At 72.8% G+C, this 23,261-nt stretch carries 18 protein-coding genes; 5 read left to right on the top strand and 13 right to left on the bottom strand.

Features of this window, described 5'->3' with window-relative positions:
- Nucleotides 1-86 precede the first annotated feature (86 nt).
- Both ACH4MY_RS21815 and ACH4MY_RS21810 read right to left on the bottom strand, forming a co-directional pair.
- A complete protein-coding gene (locus tag ACH4MY_RS21815) occupies nucleotides 87-1,082 on the bottom strand; it encodes a DNA polymerase thumb domain-containing protein (protein WP_398005378.1) in 996 nt (331 codons plus the stop codon).
- Nucleotides 1,079-4,636, bottom strand: coding sequence for a DNA polymerase III subunit alpha (locus ACH4MY_RS21810; RefSeq protein WP_398005377.1), 3,558 nt, complete (start codon nucleotides 4,634-4,636; stop codon nucleotides 1,079-1,081). The genes ACH4MY_RS21815 and ACH4MY_RS21810 overlap by 4 nt, the downstream gene beginning before the upstream one ends.
- 170 nt (nucleotides 4,637-4,806) lie before the next feature.
- Here ACH4MY_RS21810 and ACH4MY_RS21805 point away from each other — a divergent pair, with 170 nt between their 5' ends.
- Both ACH4MY_RS21805 and ACH4MY_RS21800 read left to right on the top strand, forming a co-directional pair.
- Nucleotides 4,807-5,856 carry a DUF3533 domain-containing protein gene (locus ACH4MY_RS21805; RefSeq protein ID WP_398005376.1) on the top strand — a complete coding sequence of 350 codons (1,050 nt, stop codon included), beginning with the start codon at nucleotides 4,807-4,809 and terminating at the stop codon, nucleotides 5,854-5,856.
- Between the two features lie 93 nt (nucleotides 5,857-5,949).
- On the top strand, nucleotides 5,950-6,891 hold the full coding sequence (locus ACH4MY_RS21800) for a GNAT family N-acetyltransferase (RefSeq protein ID WP_398005375.1): 942 nt from the start codon (nucleotides 5,950-5,952) through the stop codon (nucleotides 6,889-6,891).
- Between the two features lie 154 nt (nucleotides 6,892-7,045).
- On the opposite strand, the gene ACH4MY_RS21795 is transcribed toward ACH4MY_RS21800, so the two are convergent.
- The 9 genes from ACH4MY_RS21795 to ACH4MY_RS21755 all read right to left on the bottom strand — a co-directional run bounded on the left by ACH4MY_RS21795 (nucleotide 7,046) and on the right by ACH4MY_RS21755 (nucleotide 16,954).
- Nucleotides 7,046-7,945 (bottom strand): S1 family peptidase, encoded by a 900-nt coding sequence (locus ACH4MY_RS21795; RefSeq protein ID WP_398005374.1) that lies wholly within the window; start codon nucleotides 7,943-7,945, stop codon nucleotides 7,046-7,048.
- A 172-nt stretch (nucleotides 7,946-8,117) separates the two neighbouring features.
- Nucleotides 8,118-8,942 carry a DUF1684 domain-containing protein gene (locus ACH4MY_RS21790; RefSeq protein WP_398005373.1) on the bottom strand — a complete coding sequence of 275 codons (825 nt, stop codon included), beginning with the start codon at nucleotides 8,940-8,942 and terminating at the stop codon, nucleotides 8,118-8,120.
- 5 nt (nucleotides 8,943-8,947) lie between these two features.
- Nucleotides 8,948-10,255 carry an NtaA/DmoA family FMN-dependent monooxygenase gene (locus ACH4MY_RS21785; RefSeq protein WP_398005372.1) on the bottom strand — a complete coding sequence of 436 codons (1,308 nt, stop codon included), beginning with the start codon at nucleotides 10,253-10,255 and terminating at the stop codon, nucleotides 8,948-8,950.
- A complete protein-coding gene (locus ACH4MY_RS21780; RefSeq protein ID WP_398005371.1) occupies nucleotides 10,252-11,322 on the bottom strand; it encodes an LLM class flavin-dependent oxidoreductase in 1,071 nt (356 codons plus the stop codon). The genes ACH4MY_RS21785 and ACH4MY_RS21780 overlap by 4 nt, the downstream gene beginning before the upstream one ends.
- Nucleotides 11,323-11,527: 205 nt before the next feature.
- On the bottom strand, nucleotides 11,528-12,505 hold the full coding sequence (locus ACH4MY_RS21775) for an ABC transporter substrate-binding protein (protein WP_398005370.1): 978 nt from the start codon (nucleotides 12,503-12,505) through the stop codon (nucleotides 11,528-11,530).
- A gap of 30 nt (nucleotides 12,506-12,535) precedes the next feature.
- Nucleotides 12,536-13,345 (bottom strand): amino acid ABC transporter ATP-binding protein, encoded by an 810-nt coding sequence (locus ACH4MY_RS21770; protein ID WP_398005369.1) that lies wholly within the window; start codon nucleotides 13,343-13,345, stop codon nucleotides 12,536-12,538.
- Complete coding sequence (locus tag ACH4MY_RS21765; protein ID WP_398005368.1) at nucleotides 13,342-14,247, bottom strand: amino acid ABC transporter permease; 906 nt, start codon at nucleotides 14,245-14,247, stop codon at nucleotides 13,342-13,344. Before ACH4MY_RS21765 ends, ACH4MY_RS21770 begins: the two co-directional genes overlap by 4 nt.
- 47 nt (nucleotides 14,248-14,294) lie before the next feature.
- Entirely contained in the window at nucleotides 14,295-16,100 is a 1,806-nt protein-coding gene (locus ACH4MY_RS21760; RefSeq protein WP_398005367.1) for an FAD/NAD(P)-binding protein, read from the bottom strand.
- Entirely contained in the window at nucleotides 16,097-16,954 is an 858-nt protein-coding gene (locus ACH4MY_RS21755) for an amino acid ABC transporter permease (RefSeq protein ID WP_398005366.1), read from the bottom strand. The genes ACH4MY_RS21760 and ACH4MY_RS21755 overlap by 4 nt, the downstream gene beginning before the upstream one ends.
- A 591-nt stretch (nucleotides 16,955-17,545) precedes the next feature.
- Here ACH4MY_RS21755 and ACH4MY_RS21750 point away from each other — a divergent pair.
- Together ACH4MY_RS21750 and ACH4MY_RS21745 are read left to right on the top strand one after the other, a co-directional pair.
- A complete protein-coding gene (locus tag ACH4MY_RS21750) occupies nucleotides 17,546-18,043 on the top strand; it encodes a GNAT family N-acetyltransferase (RefSeq protein ID WP_398005365.1) in 498 nt (165 codons plus the stop codon).
- Nucleotides 18,040-19,017, top strand: a complete 978-nt coding sequence (locus ACH4MY_RS21745) for an ABC transporter substrate-binding protein (protein ID WP_398005364.1) — start codon at nucleotides 18,040-18,042, stop codon at nucleotides 19,015-19,017. Before ACH4MY_RS21750 ends, ACH4MY_RS21745 begins: the two co-directional genes overlap by 4 nt.
- 97 nt (nucleotides 19,018-19,114) lie before the next feature.
- Here the strand turns inward: ACH4MY_RS21745 and ACH4MY_RS21740 are convergent, their stop codons facing one another.
- Entirely contained in the window at nucleotides 19,115-20,392 is a 1,278-nt protein-coding gene (locus ACH4MY_RS21740) for a DUF5685 family protein (RefSeq protein WP_398005363.1), read from the bottom strand.
- Nucleotides 20,393-20,715: 323 nt separating this feature from the next.
- On the opposite strand from ACH4MY_RS21740, the gene ACH4MY_RS21735 reads away from it, so the two are divergent.
- Complete coding sequence (locus ACH4MY_RS21735; protein ID WP_398005362.1) at nucleotides 20,716-21,150, top strand: cell division protein SepF; 435 nt, start codon at nucleotides 20,716-20,718, stop codon at nucleotides 21,148-21,150.
- A 42-nt stretch (nucleotides 21,151-21,192) separates the two neighbouring features.
- Here the strand turns inward: ACH4MY_RS21735 and ACH4MY_RS21730 are convergent, their stop codons facing one another.
- The gene (locus ACH4MY_RS21730; RefSeq protein ID WP_398005361.1) at nucleotides 21,193-22,977 is read right to left on the bottom strand and encodes an MFS transporter; all 1,785 of its coding nucleotides are present in this window, start codon (nucleotides 22,975-22,977) and stop codon (nucleotides 21,193-21,195) included.
- Nucleotides 22,978-23,261 lie beyond the last annotated feature (284 nt).

The following is a 23,261-nucleotide window of genomic DNA, read 5'->3' as shown; positions in this document are numbered from 1 at the left end:
CAAAGCTACGCACGGGTAGCCTTGGCTGGGAAGTTACGCGTCGGTAAAAAGTGATGTGTCGTCATGATCGTGCCGATGGCGGGCGATTACGCCGCCACCGAGCCGGGCCTTCCGTCCGTCGGCGACCCCGCCAGCGAGCCCGGCAGCACCGCCCGCGGACCGAATTTCGCCCGTGCCTTGTCGGCCACCGCCTCGATCCGCCGGGCCTTCTCGTCCGTCGGGTCCAGGGACAGCTGGTACGTCGCCCCCTCCGCGCCCGCCAGGCCCTCGGCGCGCAGGGCGATGCCCCGCACCCGGGCCCGCTGGAGGCCGAGGGAGTCGTGGACGGCGTACGCGAGGGTGGCGAGCGCCGCGGAGTGGGCGGTGGGTTCGGGCAGGGTGCGGCTCCGGGTGGTCGTGGTCCGGTCCGCGTACCGCACGGTGACGGCGAGCCCCCGGCACACCTGTCCCTCCGTCCGCAGCCGGGAACCCAGCTCCTCGGCGAGCGAGAGGAGGGCCCGGCGCTGTTCCGTCCGGTCGGTCTCGTCGCGCGGGAAGGCGCGTTCGGCCGCGACCGACCGGGAGGCGGCGTGCGGGACGACGGGGGTGCGGTCGATGCCCCGGGCCCGTTCCCACAGCTCGCGGCCGGCCTTCGCGCCGACGAGCCGCTGGAGCACGGCAAGCGGTGCGTCCGCGACGCGGCCGACGGAGTCGAGTCCGTAGCCGCAGAGGGTGCGGGCGGTGGCGCGGCCGACGCCGTCGAGGGCGACGACCGGCCGGTCGCGCAGGAAGGCCGCGGGGTCGTCGACGACCAGGGTGACGCCGGGCCGGGCCTCGCCGGCCGCCATCCGGGCCAGCATCGGGTTGGGCCCGGCGCCGATGACGCAGTCGACGCCGTACAGGGCCAGCGCCCTGACCCGGATCACCGAGGCGAGTTCGGCCGGGCTCCGGTCGAAGTAGCGCAGCGCGCCGCGCACGTCGGCGAGCGCCTCGCCGGGCGGGGCCGCCTCGACGACGGGGGTGAACTCGCCGAGCAGGTCGACCAGTTGGGGAAGCAGGGCTTCGTACATCGGCTCCAGCCGGAACCGTACACAGAGGATCATCCCGCGCTCCCCGGACTGCTGTGCCACAGCTTCCTTCCGCTCGGGACCCCTTCGCCGGCCGGCTTGAGGTCGGCCCAGGGGTTCATCTCGTAACCGGTGGACATCGTGATGCGACGGCCGGAGTCGCCGTCGGCCCTGGCGGGTGCGGGGTCGCCGTCGGCCCTGGCGCGCGCGGGGTCGCCGTCGCCGCCGGACGGGGCGGGTTCGGCGAGCCGCTCCCCCACCGCGTCCAGCCCTCCGGACGCCCGCAGTTCGACGAGTTCGGCAAGGTTCCAGGCGGCGGCGCCGACCACGCTGACGCTGCGGGGGCCGCGTCGCTGGACCACGCCCCGGACCAGGAGCAGCCAGGAGTGGAAGACGGTGTGGGCGCAGCGCTCGTGGGCGTCGTCGAAGAAGGCGAGGTCGACCAGGCCGGCGCCGTCGTCGAGGGTGGTGAAGATGACCCGCTTGCCGGAGCGGATCGGCGGGGTCTGGGTGGCGGCCTTGGCGCCCGCGACGAGGACGGTCCGGCCGTGCGGGGTCTCGCGGAGGCGCTGGGCGGAGACGACGCCGAGTTCGCGGAGGAAGGCGTGGTGGTCGCTCATGAGGTGGCGGGAGGCGTCCATGCCGAGGATGCCGAGTTCGGCGCTGAGGCGTTCCGTCTCGTCGAGGTCGGGCAGGCCGACGGGGGCGGTCTTCCCGCCCTGGGCGAGCGGGAGCTGGCCGCCGTGGGAGGCGGCTCCCCGCTGGACGCGCCGGAGTTCGGTGAGGTGGAGGAGGAGGTCGCGGCGGTTGGCACCGAAGGCGTCCAGCGCGCCGACCTGGGCGAGGCGTTCGGCGACGGGGGTGCGGGGGCGGGCCCGTTCCCAGAAGTCGAGGAGGGAGGCGTACGGCTGTCCGGCTTCGATGCGGGCGCTCTCGGCCTCGCCGATGCCGTGGACGTCGGTGAGGCCCAGCCGGAGTCCCCATCGCGCCGCGGGCTCCCCGGATTCAGACACCAGTTCGATACGGTGGGCGACCGCCGACCGGTTCACATCCAGCGGCAGCACCGGCACCCCGCGCCGCCGCGCGTCCGCGAGCAGCAGCCGCTTCGGGTACATGCCGGGGTCGTGGGTGAGCAGCCCGGCGTAGAAGGCCGCCGGGTGGTGCGCCTTGAGCCAGGCCGACTGGTACGTCGGCACGGCGAAGGCCACCGCGTGCGCCTTGCAGAAGCCGTACGAGCCGAAGGCCGCCACGATCTCCCAGGTACGGGCGACGACCTCGTCCTCGTAACCGCGCGCCGAGGCCCGCCGGGCGAACCAGAGCGCGATCCGGCCCTGCGACTCGGGGTCCGAGAGCCCGCGCCGCACCTGGTCGGCCTCGTCGCGGCCGCAGCCGGTCATGATCCGTACGATCTCGATGATCTGCTCGTGGAAGACGACCACGCCGTACGTCTCCTTCAGCGCCTCCTCCAGGTCGGGGTGCGGACAGCGGACGGGGGCGCGGCCGTGCCGGGCCTCGATGAAGGGGCGGACCATGTCGGCGGCGACCGGGCCGGGCCGGAAGAGCGAGATGTCGACGACCAGGTCGTGGAAGGTCGCGGGCTGGAGCCGGCCGACCAGGTCGCGCTGGCCCGGCGACTCGATCTGGAAGCAGCCGAGGGTCTCGGTGGAACGGATGAGCCGGTACGTCTCGGGGTCGCCCTCCGGGATCGCGTCGATGTCCGGGCGGGTGCCGGTGGCCCGTCCGATCTCGGCGACGGCATGGGCCATCGCGGACTGCATCCGCACCCCGAGGACGTCGAGCTTGAGCAGCCCGAGGTCCTCCACGTCCTCCTTGTCGAACTGGGACATGGGGAAGCCCTCCCCGCTGGTGGGCACCACGGGGGTGCGGGCGAGCAGCGAGGCGTCCGAGAGCAGGACCCCGCAGGGGTGCATGGCGGTGCCGCGCGGCAGCGCGTCGAGCGCCTCGACCAACTCCCAGAGCCGCCCGAACTTCTGCCGTTCGCCCGCGAGTTCGCGCAGTTCGGGCAGTTCGTCGAGGGCGGCGAGGGCGTCCCGGGCACGGATGTGCGGGAAGGCCTTGGCGATCCGGTCGATCTCGGCGGGGTCCATGGAGAGGGCCGCGCCCACGTCCCGTACCGCGTGGCGGACCCGGTAGGTCTCGGGCATGGAGACGGTGGCGACGCGCGCGGTGCCGAAGCGGCCGATGATCGCCCGGTAGACCTCCAGGCGGCGGGCGGACTCCACGTCGATGTCGATGTCGGGCAGGGCGGTGCGGCGCTTGGAGAGGAAGCGTTCCATCAGCAGGCCGTGCTCGACCGGGTCGGCGTGGGCGATGCCGAGGAGGTGGTTGACGAGGGAGCCGGCGCCGGAGCCCCGGGCCGCGACCCGGATCCCCATGCCCCGGACGTCGTCGACGACCTGGGCGACCGTCAGGAAGTAGGTGGCGAAGTGGTGGTGGGCGATGATGTCGAGCTCGCGGTGCATCCGGTCCCAGTAGGCGCCCCGCTTCTCGTATCCCTTCAGGATCATGCCGGCGGCGGCCCGGGAGGCGAGGACCCGCTGGGCGGTGCGGTGCCCGGCGCCGACGAGGTGCGGTTCGGGGAAGTGCGCGGAGCCGATGCCGAGGTCGTCCTCGGGGTCGACCAGGCAGGCGGCGGCGACCGCTCCGGTCTGTTCGAGGAGCCGGTGGGCGGTGTCCCGGCGGAAGCCCGCGGCCTCGACGATCCGCTCGGCGGCGGCGAGCATGTCGTCGGCGCCCTTGAGCCAGGCCTCGCCGCTGTCGAGCTCCTTGCGGGGGTCGACGGGGACCAGGCGGCGGGCGGAGTCGAGGACGTCGGCCACCGGGCCCTGGCCGGGGTCGGCGTAGCGGACGGCGTTGCCGATGACGGGCCGGACGCCCTGCTCGGCGGCGAAGCCGACGGTACGGGCGGCGAGCCGCAGGGAGCCGGGCCCGGTGCCGGTGCGGCCGTGGTCGACGGCCGTCAGACGCAGCGCGTCGCCGTACCGCTCGCGCCAGGGGGCGAGCAGCCGGACGGCCCGGTCGGGGCGGCCGGCGGCGAGGGCGTGGCCGACGTCGGACGCGGGGCCGAGGAGGACGAAGACGTCGTCGCGCAGGGCGGACCAGGGCAGCAGGGGGTGTTCCCCGCCTCCGGCGTGGGCGGCGGTGACCATCGCGCAGAGCGAGGCCCAGCCGGTACGGGAGCGGGCGAGGAAGAGGGCGCGGGGCGCGGACTCGTCGACGAAGGCGCCACCGCGGACGGGGACCCGCCGTACGTCCCGCACGCTCTCGGACCCCGGCCCTCGGCCGCGGCCCCGTCCCGGTCCACGCCCCCCGCCCGCTCCCGGCGCCTGTCCCGGACCCGGTCCCGGTGTCGTCGCCTCGTACGCGAGGTCCACGCCGAACAGGGGGCGGACGCCCTCCTTGGCGCACGCCTTGGCGAAGCGGATGGTGCCCGCGAGGGTGTCGCGGTCGGTCAGGGCGAGCGCGTCCATGCCGCGCTCGGCGGCGCGTGCGGCCAGTCGTTCGGGGTGGGTGGCGCCGTAGCGCAGGGAGTAGCCCGACGCGGTGTGCAGATGCGTGAATCCCGGCATGGCGCGCCTCCCGGCTCCCGCATCGAATTCGTGCGTACGTTCCCACCCCCTCGTTCCTCACCTTAACCCATTTCGAACGCCAGTACGATAAGCCGAACGGGTCGACCTCCTGTCCACCATTCGGGCGCTTCCCACCTGCGGAAACATCCCTCGCCCCGGAGCGTGAGGGCATGAGCCTCGTCGACGAACTGAAAAGCGCCGTCACCCCCCGAGCCGCCCTCCTTGTCGTCGGCGTCTTCGCCCTCCAGCTCCTCTTCATCACCTCGTACGTCGGGGCCCTGCACCACCCCCAGCCGAAGGACGTCCCTTTCGGCGTCGTCGCGCCCCCCAGGGTCTCCGCCCAGCTCGTCGAGCAGCTGGACCGGCTCCCCGGCGCCCCGCTCGACCCCCGTACGGTCGCCGACGAGGCCACGGCACGGGACCAGATCCTGAACCGGGACATCGACGGCGCCCTGATCGTCGACCCGACCGGCCGCACCGACACCCTGCTCGTCGCCTCCGGCGGCGGCACCGTGCTCTCCTCGGCCCTGGAGACGATCCTCACCCGGGTGGAGGCGACCCGGCAGCGCACCGTGCGGACGGTCGACGTGGCACCCGCGTCACCGGAGGACTTCGACGGGCTCTCCGCCTTCTACCTCGTCGTCGGCTGGTGCGTCGGCGGCTACATCTGCGCCGCGATCCTGGCGATCAGCGCGGGCTCCCGGCCCGCGAACCGCGAACGCGCGATCATCCGCCTCGGGGTCCTCGCGGTCTACTCGGTCCTCGGCGGCCTCGGCGGCGCGGTCATCGTCGGCCCGATCCTGGGCGCCCTGCCCGGCAGCGTCGTCGCGCTGTGGGGCCTGGGCACCCTGGTCGTCTTCGCCGTCGGCGCCGCCACCCTCGCCCTGCAGTCGGTCTTCGGGATCGTCGGCATCGGCCTGGCGATCCTGCTCATCGTGGTCGCCGGCAACCCCAGCGCGGGCGGCGCCTTCCCGCTGCCGATGCTGCCCCCGTTCTGGAAGGCGATCGGCCCCGCCCTGCCACCCGGCGCGGGCACCTGGTCGGCGCGCTCGATCGCGTACTTCAAGGGCAACGACATGACCGCCTCGATGCTGGTCCTCTCGGCCTGGGCGGTCGTCGGCACGGTGGTCACCCTGGTGATGTCCTCGCTGAAGCGCAAGCCCGAGGCGGAGCCGATCGCCGAGGAACTCGGCACCGCGGACGGCGCTCCCTCCCGCTGAGCAGCGGAGATCCAAAACCCCTGGCCCGCCCGCCCACGGACCGTTACATTCGCGGGGCATCACCGACCCGGCCCCGAAATGACAAGGCTCTCCGTGACATTCGTCCGCCCCGCCCGTCCCGACGAACTCCCCGCCCTGGTCGAGCACCCCTCCGACCCGGAGCGCAACGCCGCCACCCGCGCGTACCTCACCCAGCTCCTCGACAACCGGTGCACCCGGCCGGAGTGGTGCCTGGTCGCCGAGGACGGCGAAGGACGCCTCACCGGCAGCGTGGTGCTGTGGACGATGCCGGGCCACGAGGTCCCGCTGGCCGTCGTGCTGTTCGAGGCGCCGGAGGACTCGCCGGAGACGGCGGCGGCGCTGCTCGACGCGGCGGCCGCCAGGGCCGGGGAGCTGGGCGCGAAGGAGCTGGAGCACGTCGTCGACTCCCCCGCCCAGGCCCCGCAGTTCCAGCGGAACCCGGAGCGCAGGGGCGAGCTGCTGCGCCGGTCCGGGTACGAGGTGATCCGCGACGGCCGCCGGTTCGGTCTCCGCATGCCCGCCGCGCCGGACGGGCTGCCCGCCGACGACCCCCGTCTGACCTTCCGCTCGCTCGCCGAGCTCGGCCCCGAGCCCTTCGTCGCGGTCCTCGCCGAGCTGCTCGCGGACACCGCCGACGCCCGGCTCACGGCCGATGTACGGGAGCACGGCGCGCGGCGCGCGGCCGAGCTGCTCTTCGAGGAGACGGCCGAGCTGAAGCACGAGCCCGAGTGGTGGGAGCTCGGTTTCGACGCGGACGGCACGGTCGCCGTGATCAGTCTGCCCGCCGAGAACCCCAGTGTTCCGGTGATCGGTTTCGTCGGGGTCGCCCCCGCTCACCGCGGCAAGGGGTACGCCACCTCGGTCGTGATCCGGGGTACGCGCGTCCTGGCCGCCGCCGGGGCCGCGGAGATCCGCGGTGACTGCGACGCCGCGAACGTGGCGATGGCCAGGGCCTTCGAGCGGGCCGGGTACGAGAACTTCGCCGACCGGCTGGAGTTCGCCCGCACCGTCTGAGCCGTCTGAGCCGTCTGAGCCGTCTGTACGGCATACGGCACAGGACCGCCCCTGCCGCGCCCGGTCTCCTCGGAGAAGGGCCTGGAGGGAGGGGCCGGAAGTCCTCTTGTGAATTCATTCGCAAGAGGACTTCCGGCCCGTTTCCGGGGGTCGTCTAGTAGACGCTGACCCCGTACGCGCTCAGCGCCTCCGTCACGGGCTGGAAGAAGGTCGTCCCGCCCGAGGAGCAGTTGCCGCTGCCGCCCGAGGTGAGTCCGACGGCCCGGCTGCCCGAGTAGAGCGGGCCGCCGGAGTCGCCGGGCTCGGCGCAGACGTTCGTACGGATGAGACCCGAGACGATGTCACCGCCGCCGTAGTTCACGGTGGCGTTGAGTCCCGTCACGGAGCCGCTGTGGATGCCGGTGGTGGAGCCGCGGCGGGTGACGGACATGCCGACCGTGGCGTTGACGGCGCTCGTGATGTCCACGCTGCCGACCGTGCCGGACTTGGTGACGGAGGTGTTGGTGTAGCGCACCAGGCCGTAGTCGTTGCCCGGGAAGCTGGACCCCGCGGTGGTCCCGAGGACGGTGGTCCGGGCCGAGTTGGAGTACCAGCTTCCCGCGCCGTCGGTGCAGTGGCCGGCGGTCAGGAAGTAGTAGTTGCCCGCGCCGTCCCGGACGTTGAAGCCGAGCGAGCAGCGCCAGCTGTCGGCGTAGATCGCGTCGCCGCCGGAGATCAGCTTGTTGAACGTGCCGGGGGTGCGCTCGACCCGGATGGCGTCGGCGTTCGCCCCCGCCTGGCGCTTGATCTTCGCGATCTCGGCCGGGGTGACGGTGGAGTCGACGGTGACGACCAGCCTGCCGGTGGCGGTGTCGGCGTGCCAGGCGGTGCCGGCCACGTCGGCGGCGCGGACGGCGTCACTCGTCGCCGAGAGCGCGGCGGCGTCGAAGGTCTGTGCGGTCTGTGCGGTGCCGGCGCTCGCGGTGGGGACGGCGAGTGTCGCGGCGGCGGCGAGTCCCGCGGTGACGGCGAGCAGCCGGATCGATCTCGTGGGGGTGGTGCGCGTGGTCCTCACTTCTGTTCCTCCCGAGGGGAATCGGGGGCCCGCCGTGGGGTGCCGGGCCCGTGAGGCGCGGCCAGGGGCCGGCGCTGTGGGGGAGTCTCGGGCCGTACGACTTCACGCCGCAAGGGCGCCTTTCGGCCGTACAGCCCTCAACTTCCGCACCTGTCACACGGGTTGGGGAGTCTCAGACCTCGCTCAGCCGCCGCTCCCCCGCCGCCACGGCGGTGTCCAGCGTGTTCCCGGGCGGCGGGAAGGGGCAGATGAAGTGATCGGCGAAGGCGCACGGCGGCAGCAGCGCACGGTTGAGGTCCACCGTCACCGAGCCGTCCGCCGCCGGGGCCGCCGGGCGCAGGAAGCGGAAGCGGTAGCTGTCCCGGCCGCTGGTGGCGTCCGCGAAGACCGCCCACAGGGAGCCGTCCTCCTCGACGGCCACCTGCAGGGTGTGCTCGCCGCCGTGCAGGTCGAAGACCAGCTCCCCGGCGAGCCCGAGGCCGCGCTCCCTGCCGTCGGCGTTCTCCACCCGCACACTGCGGGCCTCCTCGTACGGGCGGAAGACACCGGGCACCACCCAGCGCTCGTCGTGCGGGGTGGCCTCGATGCCCCGGAAGGCGCTGCGGGCCTCGGAGCCGGGGTCGAAGTCCCGTACGGCCCAGAGCCCTTCGCGGCGCAGCACCACGAGCCGCCGGCCCGCCGACTCCACCCGGGACTCGTGGATCGGGCCGTGGTCGGCGGCGAGCCGGACCGTCCCCGCGAAGGGCTTGCCGTCGACGGTGACCCCGTCCTCGGCGGCGGCGCTGAGGAGAACCTCGTCGCCGTCCTCCCGCCACTCCCCCGGAACGGCCGGAATTCGCCCCTCCGGGAAGTCCGAGAGCCAATGGGTGCCCGTGAGGGACAGCGGGCCGTACGAGGAGGAGACCGCGGCCTCCCGCTGCTCGTGCCAGTGCCGCCACTCCCGCCGGGCGTCCGCCCCCGTGTCCGCGCCCGTGCCGTTGTCGTCGTCCGTGTTCATGGTGCTCAACCCTTCCACACGGGCTCGGAAAGCCCGAGGTGCGACCGGAGCGTCGTGCCGGAGTACTCCGTACGGAAGACCCCGCGCTCCTGGAGCAGCGGCACCACCCGGTCGACGAAGTCGTCGAGGCCGCCGGGGGTGAGGTGCGGGACGAGGATGAAGCCGTCGGCGGCGTCCGTGACGACGAACTCGTCCAGGGCAGCGGCCACCGTCTCCGGACTGCCGACGAAGGACTGCCGGCTGGAGGACTCGATGACCGTCTGACGGATCGACAGCCCCTTGGCCTCGGAGAGCGCCCGCCACTTCCTGGCCACCGCCACCGGGTCGGCGACCCGCACCCGGCCCTGGACCAGGGTCGAGTCGGGGTCGGGGTCGACGTCGGGGAGCGGCCCGTCAGGGTCGTAGCCGGACAGGTCACGGCCCCAGATCTGCTCCAGGGCGAGGATCGCGTTCTGCGGGGAGACCTGCTGTCGCCGGATCTCTGCGGCCCGCTCCTGGGCGTCGGCGTCGGTGTCCCCGAGGACGTAGGTGACCCCCGGCATGATCTTCAGGTCGCCGGGCTCCCGGCCGTACCGGGCGAGCTTCCCCTTCACGTCGGCGTAGAACTCCCGGCCCGCCTCCAGGGTGGAGTGCCGGGTGAAGATCACGTCGGCGGCCGAGGCCGCGAACTCCCGGCCCTCGGCGGAGTCCCCCGCCTGGATGACGACCGGGTGCCCCTGCGGGGAGCGCGGGACGGTGAACTCGCCCTCGATCCCGAACTGCGGCCCGCTGTGGGCGAAGGGCCGCCGCTCCCCCTCCGGGGTCCAGGAGTCCCACAGTTCCCGTGCCGTGGCGAGGAACTCGGCCGCCCGGGTGTACCGGTCGGCCCGGTCCAGATATCCGCCCCGCCGGAAGTTCTCGCCGGTGAAGGCGTCCGAGGAGGTGACCACGTTCCAGGCGGCCCGGCCCGCGCTGAGGTGGTCGAGCGAGGCGAGCCGCCGGGCCAGTTCGTACGGCTCGTTGAAGGTGGCGTTGACCGTGCCGGCCAGACCGAGCCGGTCGGTGACGGCGGCGAGCGCGTTCAGGACGGTGATCGACTCGGGCCGGCCGACGACGTCGAGGTCGTGGACGCGCCCGTTGTGCTCGCGCAGCCGCAGCCCCTCGGCGAGGAAGAAGAAGTCGAAGAGACCGCGCTCCGCCGTCCTGGCGAGATGCTCGAAGGAGGAGAAGTCGATCTGCGACCCGGAGCGCGGATCGGCCCAGACGGTGGTGGAGTTGACGCCGGGGAAGTGCGCGGCGAGATGGATCTGCTTCCGGCCCGGAGCCGTACTCATGCGCGTGCTCCTGTCGTCGCCCGTGCGTCGGTGGCGTACTGGCTGACGGGGCGGGTCAGCCCCAGGTGGTCGCGGAGGGTGGTGCCCTCGTAGGCGGTACGGAAGAGGCCGCGGTCCCTGAGCCGGGTCACGGTCCCGGTGGTGAACCGCTCGAGGTCCCGTTCGGGCACGGCCGGCACGAGGTGGAAGCCGTCGACCGCCCCGCCGCCGTGCCAGCCGGCGATCAGTTCGGCGAGCGCCCCGGGCCCGCCCTCGTAGGTGTCGAGGTCGACGGTCGCCGAGAGCAGGACGCGCAGCTGCCCGGGGTCCCGGCCGTGGGCGAGGGCTCCCTGGCGCAGTTCTGCGCGCAGGGCCGCGGCCTCCTCGGCGGAGGAGGCCCGGATCAGCGCCACGTCGGCATGGTGGGCGGCGGTGTCCCGGGCGGCGGGGCCGGTGGCGTCGACGACGGTCACCGGGTTGCCCTGCGGGGGCCGGGGGACGATCGAGGGGCCCTTGACGGAGAAGGTCGCGCCCTGGAAGTTCACGTGGTGCAGCTTGCGGCGGTCGATGAACCGCCCGGTCGCCACGTCACGTATCTCGGCGTCGTCCTCCCAGCTGTCCCACAGCTTGCGGGAGACCTCGGCGACCTCGCCCGCCTCCTGCCAGAGCTCGGCCACGGGCGGGACCGGCCGGCGGCCGAGGAGCCGGGCCTCGGCCGCGGTCGGGGAGACCGCGATCCGCCAGCCCGCCCGGCCCCGGCTGACCCAGTCGAGGGTGGCGACGGCCGCCTGGACGTGGAAGGGCTCGGTGTGGGTGGTGGTCACGGTCGGCACGAGGCCGACGGAGCGGGTGTCGGGGGCGACCCGGGCGAGGACGGCGAGCGCGTCGAGGCCGGGGCGGGCGAAGGAGTCGTCGTGGGTGAGGAAGTCGAGCGCGGCGGCCTCGGCGAGCCGGGCGAGCGCGACGGTGCGCGTGGCGGCGGTGCGGGCCTCGGTGGCGGTGGAGGAGGTGCTCGGGGGGCCGCCGTCCCCGCCGCCGGGGCCCGGGGCGAGCTCGGCGGCGAGATGGAGCGTTCGGGTGCTGGTCATGCGGTCTCTCTCGGTACGAAGCGTGGCGCGGCGCGGCTCTCGGGACGAAGCGCGGTGCGGTGCGGCTCTCTGGACGGATCTCGGCCCGGCTCCGGGGAACGGCTCCCCGGGGACGGATCTAGGCCCGGCTCCGGGGAACGGCTCCCCAGGGACGGATCTAGGCCCGGCTCCGGGGAAGGGCTCCCCGGAGCCGGAGCGGGGTGGGTCAGTTCTTGGTGCGGGGCAGCCCGGGCGGGTTGATCTCCGACTTCTTCACGGCCTCGCCGTCGAGACCCCAGCGCTTGAGGACCTGGGCGTAGGTGCCGTTCTCGACGAGGTGGTCGATCGCGGCGGCGTAGGCGGCGACGAGGCCGCTGTCCTTCTTCGTGGTGGCGGCGATCTTGCCCTGGAGGCCGGCGCCCGCACCGGAGAACCTGCCGACGATCTCGGTCTGTCCGGCGGAGAGCACGTGGTAGGCGGAGACGGGGTTCGGGCCGAGGTAGCCGTCGATCCGGCCGGACTGGAGCGCCAGGTAGTAGTCCGAGGTGTTCTGGTAGTACTTGATGTCGACCGGCTTGCGGCCGGCCTTCTCGTTCTGCGCGGACCAGTCGACGAGGATCTTCTCCTGGTTGGTGCCGCTGCCGACGGCGATCTTCTTCCCCGCCACGTCCTCGGGGCCCTTCACCGTCCAGCCGGAGCCCTTCTTCGCCTCGAAGGCGAGGTCGTCCAGGCGGTAGGTGGCGAAGTCGTACTTGTCCTTGCGCTCCTCGGTGACGGTCACGTTGGAGAAGACGGCGTCGTACTTGCCGCTGTCGAGGCCGACGAAGAGGTTCTCCCAGGAGACCGGGTTGAACTCGGGCTTCAGACCGAGGGCGTCGGCGACCAGGGTGGCGAGGTCGACCTCGACGCCGATCAGCGTCTTGTCGTCGGTGGCGTGGAAGGCGAGCGGCGGATTGCCGGTCGCGGAGACGCCGAGGATCAGGGTGCCTCTCTTGCGCACGGCCTCGGGCAGCTTCGCGGCCAGTGCGTCGACCTTGGGGGTGTGGACGCGGTTCTGCTCGGGGCTGAGGTTGATGCCGTCGGCGGCCTTCTTCGCCTCGGGCTTGCCCGCGTCGAGGGCGGCGTCACCCGAGCCGCAGGCGGTGAGGACCCCGAGGGCGGTGAGCGAGGCGAGGGCGGTGAGAACGGTGCGACGGGTCTTCACGGCAGTACTCCTGAAAGGGAAGGGCGGTGGTCAGAGGACCTTGGAAAGAAAGGCACGTGTGCGCTCGTGGCGCGGGCTGTCGAGCACCTCGGCCGGCGGACCCTGCTCGACGATCCGGCCCTCGTCCATGAACACCACCGTGTCGGCGACCTCGCGGGCGAAGCCGATCTCGTGGGTGACGACGATCATGGTGGTGCCGGAGGCGGCCAGGTCCTTGATGACGTCGAGGACCTCGCCGACCAGTTCGGGGTCGAGGGCGGAGGTCGGCTCGTCGAAGAGGAGCAGGCCGGGTTCGAGGGCGAGCGCGCGGGCGATGGCGACCCGCTGCTGCTGTCCGCCGGAGAGCTGCTTGGGGTACGCGTCCGCCTTGTCGGCGAGCCCGACGCGTTCGAGCAGCTTCCGGGCCGCGGCCCCGGCCTCCTTGCGGGGGCGCTTCAGGGCCGAGACGGGGGCCTCGACGATGTTCTCCAGGACGGTGAGGTGCGGGAAGAGGTGGAAGTTCTGGAAGACGAAGCCGATCCGGGTGCGCTGCTTGAGGATGTCCCGCTCGCGCAGCTCGTACAGCTTGTTCCCGGAGCGGCGGTAGCCGACGAGGGTGCCGTCGACGCTGACGGTGCCGCTGTCGACCTTCTCCAGGTGGTTGATGGTCCGCAGGAGGGTGGACTTGCCGGAGCCCGAGGGGCCGAGGACGACGGTGACCTCGCCGGCGTGGACGTCGAGGTCGATGCCGCGCAGGACGTGGAGCGGGCCGAAGTTCTTGTGGACGCCCCGGATCTCGACCTTGGCCGTGGTGGTGGCGGTGGGCCCGGCGGCCGGGGCGGCGGTGGTGACGGAGCTCATCGGGCGCTCCCCTTCGCGTAGTGGCGTTCGACGTAGTGCTGGACGACGGAGAGCACGGTGGTGAGCAGGACGTACCAGGCGGTGGCGACCATGAGGAGCGGGACGACCCGTCCGTTGCGGCCGTAGACGACCTGCACCTGGTAGAAGAGTTCGCCGATCGCCATGACGGAGACGATCGAGGTGCCCTTGAAGAGCGAGATGATCTCGTTGGCCGCGTTGGGCAGGATCGAGCGCATCGCCTGCGGCAGCACGATCCGCCGCACCTGCCGGAGCCTCGGGATGCCGAGGGAGGCGGCCGCCTCCAACTGGCCCTCGTCCACGGCGAGTACACCGCCCCGGACGATCTCCGCCGCGTAGGCCGCCTGGTGCAGGGCGAGGCCGAGGACGGCGGCGCTCATCTCGCCGACCAGGCCCATGGTGTCGAAGGAGAGGAAGCTCGGCCCGAAGGGGATGCCGATGCTCAGCTCCTTGTAGAGGTAGGCGAGGTTGAACCAGAAGAGCAGCTGGACGATGAGCGGGATGGAGCGGAAGGCCCAGATGTAGCCGAAGGCGACGGACCGCAGGAACGGGCTGGCCGACAGCCGCATGAAGGCGAGCACGATGCCGATGGCGAAGCCGAGCGCGGTGCCGTAGAAGGTGAGCTGGAGGGTGACCCAGACGGCCCGGAGGACCGTCTCGGTGGTGAAGAACGCGGCGAAGACGTCCCACTCCCAGCCGGGGTTGGTGACGAGCCCGTGGACGAACTGCGTGAGCAGGACGGCGGTGGCGGCGACGGCCGCCCAGCGCCAGGGATGGCGCACGGGGACGACCACGAGTTCGGCGGGCGCCGGCGGCGTGATGACGGCGGCGTCCGGTTGTTTCGCGAGGCTCGGTGCGGCGGGTGGATCGCTGGTGAGAGACATGGCGGTTCCTCGGAGACGGGTCGGGCAGCGGGAGGGGCGGCGCGGGATCAGGCGCTCAGCGGGGCCGGGAGCCGACACTCCCGGTCGCGCAGGACCGTCAGCGCGGCCCGTGCGGTGACGTCGTTCTGCCCGAAGGCGACCCCGCCCGTACGAGGCCGGGTGAAGGCGCTGTCGGTGCGGGCGGTGGTGTGCGGCCCGAGCGCGAAGCGGCGCGGGTGCGGGCGTCCGTCGTGTTCCAGGACCCGCCCGTCGACGGGGTCGACGACGAGGAGGCCGCTTGCGGTGGCCCGGGCCCCCTCCTCGTGCAGGGCGCGCAGCAGCGGGCTGCCGGTGAGTTCCAGGGTGGGGTCGGGCAGCCGGGCCTCGACCAGGGCCCGGGCCTCGGTCCACTCCCCCGGTACGGCGGCGGACGCGGCTCGGAAGACTCCGCGTTCCTCGTCGGTCTCGACGGTGATCCCGGGGCCGAGGAAGCGGACGACTCCGGCGTGGGAGAGGGCGAGGAGCTGGTGCAGCCGGGGTCCGGGCGGCCCGGAGGCGAGGTAGCTGAAGAAGCCGTGCCACCAGCCGCCGAGGTCGAGCCGCTTCCCGAGCCGCAGGAGCTGGCCGTAGACGGAGAGCAGGCCGGCGAAGACGGCGGCGTCGGGGCTGTGGGCGGGGTCGTGGCGGCGGGTCAGGTCGTCGGTGATGTAGTCGCGCAGACCGTGCTGGAGGGCTTCCCCCGAGGTGAAGCGGATGCCGTCCAGGGGGTGGTCGAGGGCGTCGAGGTCGAGCCGGTCCGCGGGGTCGGGGACGGCCGCGGCGACGACGGCGGCGAGTTCGGCCCCCAGCGGCGGGGCCTCCTCGTAGGCCCGCTCGAAGTCGGGCCAGGAGAGCGTGGTCCGCTCGGGGTGGGTGGAGAAGAGCCGGTGGTAGTGGGCCCAGCCGAGTTCCTTGTCGACGAGCGGCCACACATCGCGCCGGAAGTCGATCGGCCCGTTCCTCCGCAGCAGGGCGTCGGTCTGCTCGGTGCCGAAGAAGCGGGGCAGCGGAGGGCGTTCTCCGTCGAGGGCGTAGCCGAGCTTGGAGTGGTACGGGACTCCCCGCCGCGATCCGACGTGCAGCACCGGTTCCTTGCCGGAGGGGACGTAGACGAGCGTGTCGCCCTCGCCCTCGTACCGTCCGCCGCGGCCCTCGGTGAGCAGCACCATCAGGTCGACGAAGGCGAGTCCGAAGCCGCGGACGAGGACGGACTCGCCGGCGGGCAGGGCGCCGAGGTCGCTGTCGGCGGTGAAGTCGGGCGGCAGATGGACGAGGCCGTGGCGGGCGGCGAAGCCGGCCAGGGCCCGCTGCTCCGGGTCGGGTTCGGCGTCGAGGTGGCCGATGGTGAGGACGACGAGGTCGGCGAGGAGCGGTGCGTCGGCGTCCTCCAGCCAGACCCGCTGCCGTCCCTCGCGGGGGCCGGCGACCCGCAGGGCGGTGGTGCGGTGTTCGTGGACGGTGACGGAGGCGGGCAGCGCGGCGCGGGCCCGCTCGTAGACCCAGCGCAGATAGGCGCCCTGCTGGGTGCGGGTGGGGAAGGTGCGGCCGTCGATGCCGGCCCATTCGGCGACCGTGGGTCCTGGGCGGACGGGGCCCGCGAGCTCCACGGTCTCGTCGGTGAACATGGTGACGTCCTCGGCCTGGGAGTTCATCCAGAGCAGCGGGGACTGCGCGGTGCGCCAGATCCGGCCGGGGCCGGGCGGGTGCGGGTCGACGAGGTGGATGTCGAGGGGGCCGTCGCCGTACACCTCGGGCAGGTTGGCGGCGAGCCGTTCGAGGAAGCCGGTTCCCCGCGGCCCGGCGCCCACGATCACGATCGACGGGTGGGCGCTCATCGCGCACCGGCCGTGCCGCGGGCGTAGTGCCGCTCGACGTAGTACTGGCCGAGGCTGAGGACCGAGGTGACCACGACGTACCAGAGGGTGGCGACGAGCAGCAGCGGAATGACCTCGTAGGTGCGGTGGTAGATCAGCTGCGTCGAGTAGAGGAGGTCCTGGACGGCGATCACGGAGACGATCGAAGTGCCCTTGAGGGTGCCGATCAGCATGTTCCCGGCCGGCGGGACGATGGCGCGCATTGCCTGGGGCAGCACGATGCGGGAGAGCCGGCGCCACCGGCCGAGGCCGAGGGACTCGGCGGCCTCGATCTGGCCCCGGTCGACGGAGAGGATGCCGCCGCGCACGACCTCGGCGGCGTAGGCGGCCTCGTGCAGGGTGAGGCCGATGACGGCGACGGCGACGGGCCCGAGGAGGTTGACGGTGTCCACGCCGAGGATCTGCGGGTAGAGCATGCCGATGTTGAACCAGAAGAGCAGCTGGACCAGGATCGGGGTGGATCTGAAGAACCAGACGTACCCCCAGCTTACGGCCCGCAGCACGGGGTTGGCGGAGAGCCGGAGCACGGCGAGCAGGGTTCCGAGGACGAAGCCCAGGGCCATGACGACGGCGGTCAGCCACAGGGTGAGGACGAGTCCGCGCAGGACGGACGCCGAGGTGAAGTACTGGGCGACCACGTCCCACTGGAAGGCCTTGTTGCGGACGACGGAGACGAGGCCGAGCGCGAGCAGGACGAGGACGAGAGCCGCGGCGGTCCACTGTCCGGCGCGCCGGGTGGGCACGACGCGGAGGGGTGGTTCGGCCGGCGGCGGGGCCGCGTCCGTCTTGGAGAGGGTGGCGAGGGGTGTCGACATGTGAAGGGCTCCGTGGATGCCAGGGGGCGGATCGAACACGGGAGTGCACACGGGAACGCGTGGAGCGTTCGTCCGGGAGTGCGCCTTCACACGCACGGCGAGCCATGGAGCGCGGATCCGGGCCCCTCAGCCCGGTGTCCGCCCTGTGAGGCTACGGCCGTCGAGCGGAGGCTTGTCAAGTCCGTCCGGAATATGAGCCGTTCGTCTCATCGTGGTTGACGGGGCAACGGATGCCTGTTCCACTGGGGCCATGCATCCGCAGCAGCTGGTCACGCGCTCCCACATCGACTTCGGTCGCGTGTGGTCCTCTTCCTGTTGAGCCGACCCTCTGCGTCTTCGCCTGCTTTTCCTCTTTAGCGCACCCCTGCCCGGGGCGTCCTTCGTGACGTCCTCCGTGGCGCCTTCACCTGCGCGGCACTGAGCCTCAACTCCCCTCGCTTTCCCTTTTCTCCGCTCTCCTCATCCTTTTCGGCGTTCCCTCCGTCGGTCCCTTCGCAGGCCCTCCGGTGGTCCCTTCGCCGTTTCCTTCGTCGATCTCTTCGTCGATTCCTTCGTCGATCCCTCCTCGTTCTCTTCGCCCGAAAGAGACACATGCCTCTCACGCCCAGCCGTGAGTCCGCGCTGTCCGTGCGCCGGACCACGGCCGACGACCCGTTGGCGCGCCCGCTCCTCGACGAGCTGGCGCACGAGTACACGACCCGGTACGGCTCCGCGCACGACCTGAGCCGCTATCCCGCGGCGGAGTTCGCCCCTCCGCACGGCGCCTTCCTGCTCCTTCTGGAACAGGGCCGGCCCGTGGCGGGCGGCGCGTACCGCCGCTACGACGCCCACACCGCCGAGCTGAAGCGGATCTGGACCCACTCCGCGCACCGCAGACGCGGACTCGCCCGGCGCGTCCTGACCGTGCTCGAACGGGAGGCCGCCACCCGCGGCTACTCCCGCGTCTATCTCACGACCGGTCCGCGCCAGCCCGAGGCCAAGGGCCTCTACCTGGCCAGCGGCTACCGCCCGCTCTTCGACGTGTCCGCCGATCCCGAGTCGATCGGCCCGCTGCCGTTCGAGAAATTCCTGGAGAACCCGAAGCCATGACCACGCGCCCGCGCCCCGGCACCGCACGCACCACCGTCGTCTTCGCCCTCATCACCGGCGCCGCACTCGCCCTCACCGCCTGCTCCGGGGGCGAGCCCGCGACGGCCCCGGCCGGCGCCTCGGGCGCGCCGGGTGCCGCGAAGGGCGCGCTCCCGAGCGAGGACGTCGTGTCGGCGGTGAAGAAGAACGAGGCGGCGGCGAAGCTGCTCCCGGCCGACGTACGGCAGCGGGGCAGCTTCACGGTCGCCTCCTCCGTCGCCTCGCCGCCCAGCTCGACCTATCTGCCCGACGGCAAGACCGTCGTGGGCGTGGACGCCGACTTCTCCGCGGCCGTGGCGAAGGCCCTCGGTCTGGAGCTGAAGCGCGAGGTGGCCGGCTTCGAGGCGATCCTGCCGGCGCTCGGCAGCGGCAAGTACGACGTCGGCACCGGGAACTTCGGGGTGACCGAGGAGCGGCGCAAGACCATCGACTTCGTGACGTACATCAACGACGGTCAGGGGTTCGCGAGCCGGGCGGACAGCCCGCTGAAGGCGGTCACCGACCTCACCCAGCTGTGCGGTCTCAAGGTGGCCGTGAACGCGGGCACGACCTTCGAACAGTCCCTGGAGAAGAACAAGGGCCGGTGCGCCGAGGCGGGCAAGAGGCCGTACGAGGTGAGCGTCTTCAGCGAGGCCGCGACGATCTGGATGTCGCTCCAGCAGGGCCGCAGCGATGTCACGATGAGCACGATCAACGGTCTGCGGTACGCGGTGACGCAGCAGAAGGGCATGAAGTTCCTCAACGAGTACCGGCGGCTCGACGTGGGCTTCGCCTTCAAGAAGGGCACCCCGCTGGCACCGGCCTTCCAGGCCGCGGTGAACGGCCTGAAGGCGGACGGGACGTACGACCGGATCCTGAAGAAGTGGGGGGTGACGGGGTCGGGGATCGCGACGTCGCAGATCTCCCCGCCGGAGCTCCCGGCGCCGAAGAAGTAGCGACGAGGAAAGCCCCCCGCCTCCGGCCGGAGCACGGACCTCGCCCCCGAGCGGGGCGGCCTCGTCCCCGGCCCGGGGGCGGGTGCCGGACGGTGCGTCAGCAGTCGCAGGGGCAGCAGCAGTCGCAGCCGTTGCAGTCACAGTTGCCGCAGTCGCAGTCCCGGCAGCAGCCCTCGCGCTTCTTGCGGGACCAGGGGCCCTCGTACTCCTTGGCGCAGCAGATCTGGCAGGTGCAGAACAGCCAGGTGAACATGGCGCACCCGGCGAGGAAGCCGCGCGGCTTGGGCGCCTGCGGGGCGCCGCCGCCGAACTGCGGCGGCAGCCCACCGTGACCGCCGTGACCCCCATGGCCGCCATGACCGCCGTGACCGCCCGCCCCGCCACCGCCACCGCCGTGAGGGTTCCCTCCGTAGGGGTTCCCGCCGCCCGCGTAGGGGTTGTACGGGCCCGGGGCCCCGCCCCCGTACGGATTGCCCGGCACCGGGCCCTGGCCCGGACCCGGTGCGCCGTGGGCGCAGGTCGTCGTGCCGAAGGCGCGGTCGACCGAGGTGCGCAGCTCGTGGGCGAGCAGGACGTGGACGAGCTTGTCGTCGGTGAACCGGGCGTCCCGCAGCGCGAGGCGGATGCCGTGCAGGGCGTCGTCGGCGAGCCGGCGCGCCTCCACGAGGGACGTGCCGGTCGCGGTGAGCGGGTTCCAGGCGCCGCCCGCCGCGTCGGCGGCCCGGTCCTCGACGGCGTCCAGGAGGTGGGCGAGGCGGCCGAAGAGCCGGCCGGCCTCGGCGAGCGGCTCCGCGTTCTCCGGCCGTCCGGCGAGGACGGCGGTGTGCGCGAAGGCGGCCGCGGTGGCGGTCTCGGTCGGTTCGGTGACGGCGAGCAGGGAGGTGCCGGGTCCGGCGAGGGCCTCGATGCCGGTCTGGCGGTCGACGGCGTCGACGAGGACGGCCGTGTCGAAGCCGAGGGCCCGGCCGGTCCTGGCCCCGGCCTTGTCCCAGGAGCGGGCGACCCGGCGGGCCGCGGCGGCGACGGGCCGCCGGGCCAACAGGCCGTCCCGGTCGGCGACGTGGTCCCGTACCTTCGCCGAGGCGAGGACGAGGGAGACGGCGGCGGCGAGCCGGGCTCCCTCGCCGCGGGCCACGGGCGCGGTCCGCATCCCGCGCAGCGGGCAGGGTCCCGCGGTACGGCGTCCGCTTGCCACGGCGCCCGTCTGAGCCTCCGTCAGGACCGAGACGATGAGTCCGTCGTAGTTGGTGACGACCCGGGCGAACTGCCCGTGGTCGGCGCGAAGTGCCAGGCAGAGGCCGCAGAGGTGGGCCATCCACTCGGCCTTGAGCCCCTCGGTGAGCCGATGGGTGCAGGGTCTGACGATTCCGAACATGAACTCCCCCGTGAGTCGTGGATCTGGGCCGGGCCATGGACCGCCGGGCGGCCTCGCGGCATCGTAGCGAGCGGGCCCGTTCACCCGTACGCGCCCATCGTCACCCTTGTGACCCGACTTTCATATTTTCAGCTACATGGCCCTCCTTCAGGCCTCGCATACCGCAAGTTTCCTGACGAATCGCCAGGAAACGGTGCTCACGTTCTGCACCAGTACCGTCACGAATCCCCTGCGCGCCGACTATCCACTTGGCGCGCGATCCGCATCATGAAGGACGATAGGGATTGCGGAACCACAAGTGACCGCGCTGAAAGGAGGCGTCCATGGGATCGGTGCGCAAGGCGAGTGCCTGGCTGGGACTCGTCGAGGACAACGACGAGCGTTACTACGACGACGAGTACGCCGACGGTGCCGAGGGCGGCGACGCCTGGGTGACGGACCCCCGGGTCCGGGTGGCCACGGACACCGCCGAGGATCGGGGCCGTCGGATCGCCACCGTCTCCCCGGACGGCTTCCGGGACGCCCGGAACATCGGCGAGCTCTTCCGGGACGGTGTTCCGGTGATCGTGAACCTGACCGCGATGGAGCCGAACGACGCCAAGCGCGTGGTCGACTTCGCCGCCGGTCTCGCCTTCGGCCTGCGCGGTTCGATCGAGCGCGTGGCGACACGGGTCTTCCTGCTGACCCCCGCCGACACCCAGATCGTCACCGGTGAGACGAACCGGCGCCCGCAGGACGGTTTCTTCAACCAGAGCTGAGCGGGCCCGCCGGCCCGGCCGGGCACCACCCGAAGGGTCGGGTCAGTGCGCCGGACGCCCCGAGCCGGCGGGCTCGATCGCTTCCCGGGTCGCGGGCACCCGCGGCTCGGACGGTTCGGCGGGCGCGGAGAGCTCCGGCGCCGCCGCCTGCTTGGAAAGACCCACCGGCTCGCACCCCTCCCCCGGCTCGCGCGACTCGCGCGACGCGGGCCCGTGCGACGCATGCTCGTACTCGTGCGCCTCGCGCCCTTCGGCGGACACCTCCCCCGCCGTCTCCTCCGCGTCCACCGGGCACTCCATCACCCGGGGCAGCCGCCGGGCCATCGCCGCACCGAGCAGCAGCAGCCCCGCGCTCACGAAGAGCGTGATGTGCAGCCCGTCCACGAAGGCGTGCCGGGCGGCCCGGTGCAGGGCGCCGCCGGCCGCGCCGCCGAGCCGGTCGGCTACCTGGTAGGCCTCGCCGAGCGAGTTCGCGGCGGCCCGGCTCGCCTCCGCGGGCACCCCGGGGATCGCGGCGAGCCCGGGGGCGTACGCCGCGTTCATCACACTGCCGAGCAGGGCGGTGCCCATACCGGCGCCGAGCTGGTACGAGGTCTCGCCGATCGAGGCGGCGGCACCCGCGCTCCGCTGGGGTGCCTCGCTGAGCATCGACTCGTACGCCGAGAAGAGCGTGGTCTGCAGGCCGAAGCCGAGCAGCACGAAGCCCACCGTGAGCAGCATCGGCCGGTCGTGCTGCCCCATGAAGGTGAGCAGCAGCACGGCGGCGGCGGTGAGGACGAAGCCCCAGCCGACCATCCGGCGCGGTCCGATCCTGCGCAGGGTGTACGAGCCGGTGGCGCCGGCGGCCATGGCGGCGAAGGTGAGCGGCAGGAGCCGCAGCCCGGTCTCCAGGGGACTGAGACCGAGGACCAGCTGGAGGTACTGGACGGCGATGAGCTGCAGACCGACCAGGGCCAGCATGGCGAGCACGATGCAGCCGACCGAGGTGGTGAAGGCCGCCCGGGAGAAGAGCCGCATGTCGATCAGCGGGTGTGTGCGCCGCCGCTGCCGCCGTACGAAGAGGACGAGGAGCGTGGCACCGAGGAGCAGGGGACCCGCCGTCGGGAGCGCGAGGAGCGGATCGCCGGCCCCCGCGCGCTTGACCCCGAGGACACAGCCGAGGATTCCGGCGGCGGCCATCGACGCGCCGAGGACGTCCCAGGGCCCGTCGGCGGCCCCCCGTGACTCGGGGAGGAGACGGCGGCCGAGCGGCAGGATCACCGCCATCAGCGGAATGTTGATGAGGAAGACGGAGCCCCACCAGTAGTGCTCGACGAGGAAGCCGCCGAGGACGGGTCCGGTGGCGGCCCCGATCGCGGCGACCGCGGTCCAGACTCCGATGGCGGTGGCGCGCTCCCGCCGGTCGGGGAAGACCGCCCGGAGGATCGAGAGCGTGGCGGGCATGATCATGGCGCCGCCGACGCCGAGGAGCACCCGGGCCCCGATGAGGACCGAGGGTTCGGTGGCGAGCGCGGCGACCGCCGAGGCGATGCCGAAGAACGCGTAACCGAGGAGGAGGATCCTGCGCCGCCCGACCCGGTCGCCGAGAGTGCCGAAGAGGATCAGGAGCGAGGCGCAGACCAGGGGGTAGGCGTCGACGATCCAGAGCAGCGCGGTGGAGCTGGGGCGCAGGTCCTCGGTGAGCGAGGGGATCGCGACATGAAGGATGGTCGCGTCGAGGGCGACCACGAGAAGGCTGACGCAGAGGACGACGAGGACGACCCAGCGGTTGGCTCCCCCGCCGCCGACGGCGGGCGGTCGTGCTGGGGCCGTGTTCGTCCGCGACATGTACGCACCTCCCAGTGAAGCTCTCGCGCTCGGCGGGCCCCGACCAGGGCTTATGCCCCTGGGGCGGCCCGGCATCGACGGGCGAGTGAGCCGTCAGCGTACGCGAGTTCAAGCCCCGAGCGCGTGGTGCAGCTCTCACCCCGGCGGGCCTCGCGGTGTGGCGTACGCCACTCGGGCGGACCTGCGCGTCGCATGGAATTCCGTACGGACACCTGTTTGAAGTAATTCCCTTGCGTTCAAACACTCTTCCGGAATCCCACCCTCGACAATAGGGCGGAAGGTCA

The sequence above is a fragment of the Streptomyces sp. NPDC017246 genome, assembly GCF_044331325.1.
In the GTDB taxonomy this organism is placed as follows: domain Bacteria; phylum Actinomycetota; class Actinomycetes; order Streptomycetales; family Streptomycetaceae; genus Streptomyces.
The sequence above is the reverse complement of the archived record's forward strand: the minus strand, read 5'-3'. Positions and strand labels throughout refer to the sequence as shown.

Bases quoted from the DNA above. Each gene is read 5' to 3' on its own strand.
- ACH4MY_RS21815 (WP_398005378.1), bottom strand. From the start codon at position 1,082: ATGATCCTCTGTGTACGGTTCCGGCTGGAGCCGATGTACGAAGCCCTG.
- ACH4MY_RS21810 (WP_398005377.1), bottom strand. From the start codon at position 4,636: ATGCCGGGATTCACGCATCTGCACACCGCGTCGGGCTACTCCCTGCGC.
- ACH4MY_RS21805 (WP_398005376.1), top strand. From the start codon at position 4,807: ATGAGCCTCGTCGACGAACTGAAAAGCGCCGTCACCCCCCGAGCCGCC.
- ACH4MY_RS21790 (WP_398005373.1), bottom strand. From the start codon at position 8,942: ATGAACACGGACGACGACAACGGCACGGGCGCGGACACGGGGGCGGAC.
- ACH4MY_RS21785 (WP_398005372.1), bottom strand. From the start codon at position 10,255: ATGAGTACGGCTCCGGGCCGGAAGCAGATCCATCTCGCCGCGCACTTC.
- ACH4MY_RS21780 (WP_398005371.1), bottom strand. From the start codon at position 11,322: ATGACCAGCACCCGAACGCTCCATCTCGCCGCCGAGCTCGCCCCGGGC.
- ACH4MY_RS21770 (WP_398005369.1), bottom strand. From the start codon at position 13,345: ATGAGCTCCGTCACCACCGCCGCCCCGGCCGCCGGGCCCACCGCCACC.
- ACH4MY_RS21765 (WP_398005368.1), bottom strand. From the start codon at position 14,247: ATGTCTCTCACCAGCGATCCACCCGCCGCACCGAGCCTCGCGAAACAA.
- ACH4MY_RS21760 (WP_398005367.1), bottom strand. From the start codon at position 16,100: ATGAGCGCCCACCCGTCGATCGTGATCGTGGGCGCCGGGCCGCGGGGA.
- ACH4MY_RS21755 (WP_398005366.1), bottom strand. From the start codon at position 16,954: ATGTCGACACCCCTCGCCACCCTCTCCAAGACGGACGCGGCCCCGCCG.
- ACH4MY_RS21750 (WP_398005365.1), top strand. From the start codon at position 17,546: ATGCCTCTCACGCCCAGCCGTGAGTCCGCGCTGTCCGTGCGCCGGACC.
- ACH4MY_RS21745 (WP_398005364.1), top strand. From the start codon at position 18,040: ATGACCACGCGCCCGCGCCCCGGCACCGCACGCACCACCGTCGTCTTC.
- ACH4MY_RS21740 (WP_398005363.1), bottom strand. From the start codon at position 20,392: ATGTTCGGAATCGTCAGACCCTGCACCCATCGGCTCACCGAGGGGCTC.
- ACH4MY_RS21735 (WP_398005362.1), top strand. From the start codon at position 20,716: ATGGGATCGGTGCGCAAGGCGAGTGCCTGGCTGGGACTCGTCGAGGAC.
- ACH4MY_RS21730 (WP_398005361.1), bottom strand. From the start codon at position 22,977: ATGTCGCGGACGAACACGGCCCCAGCACGACCGCCCGCCGTCGGCGGC.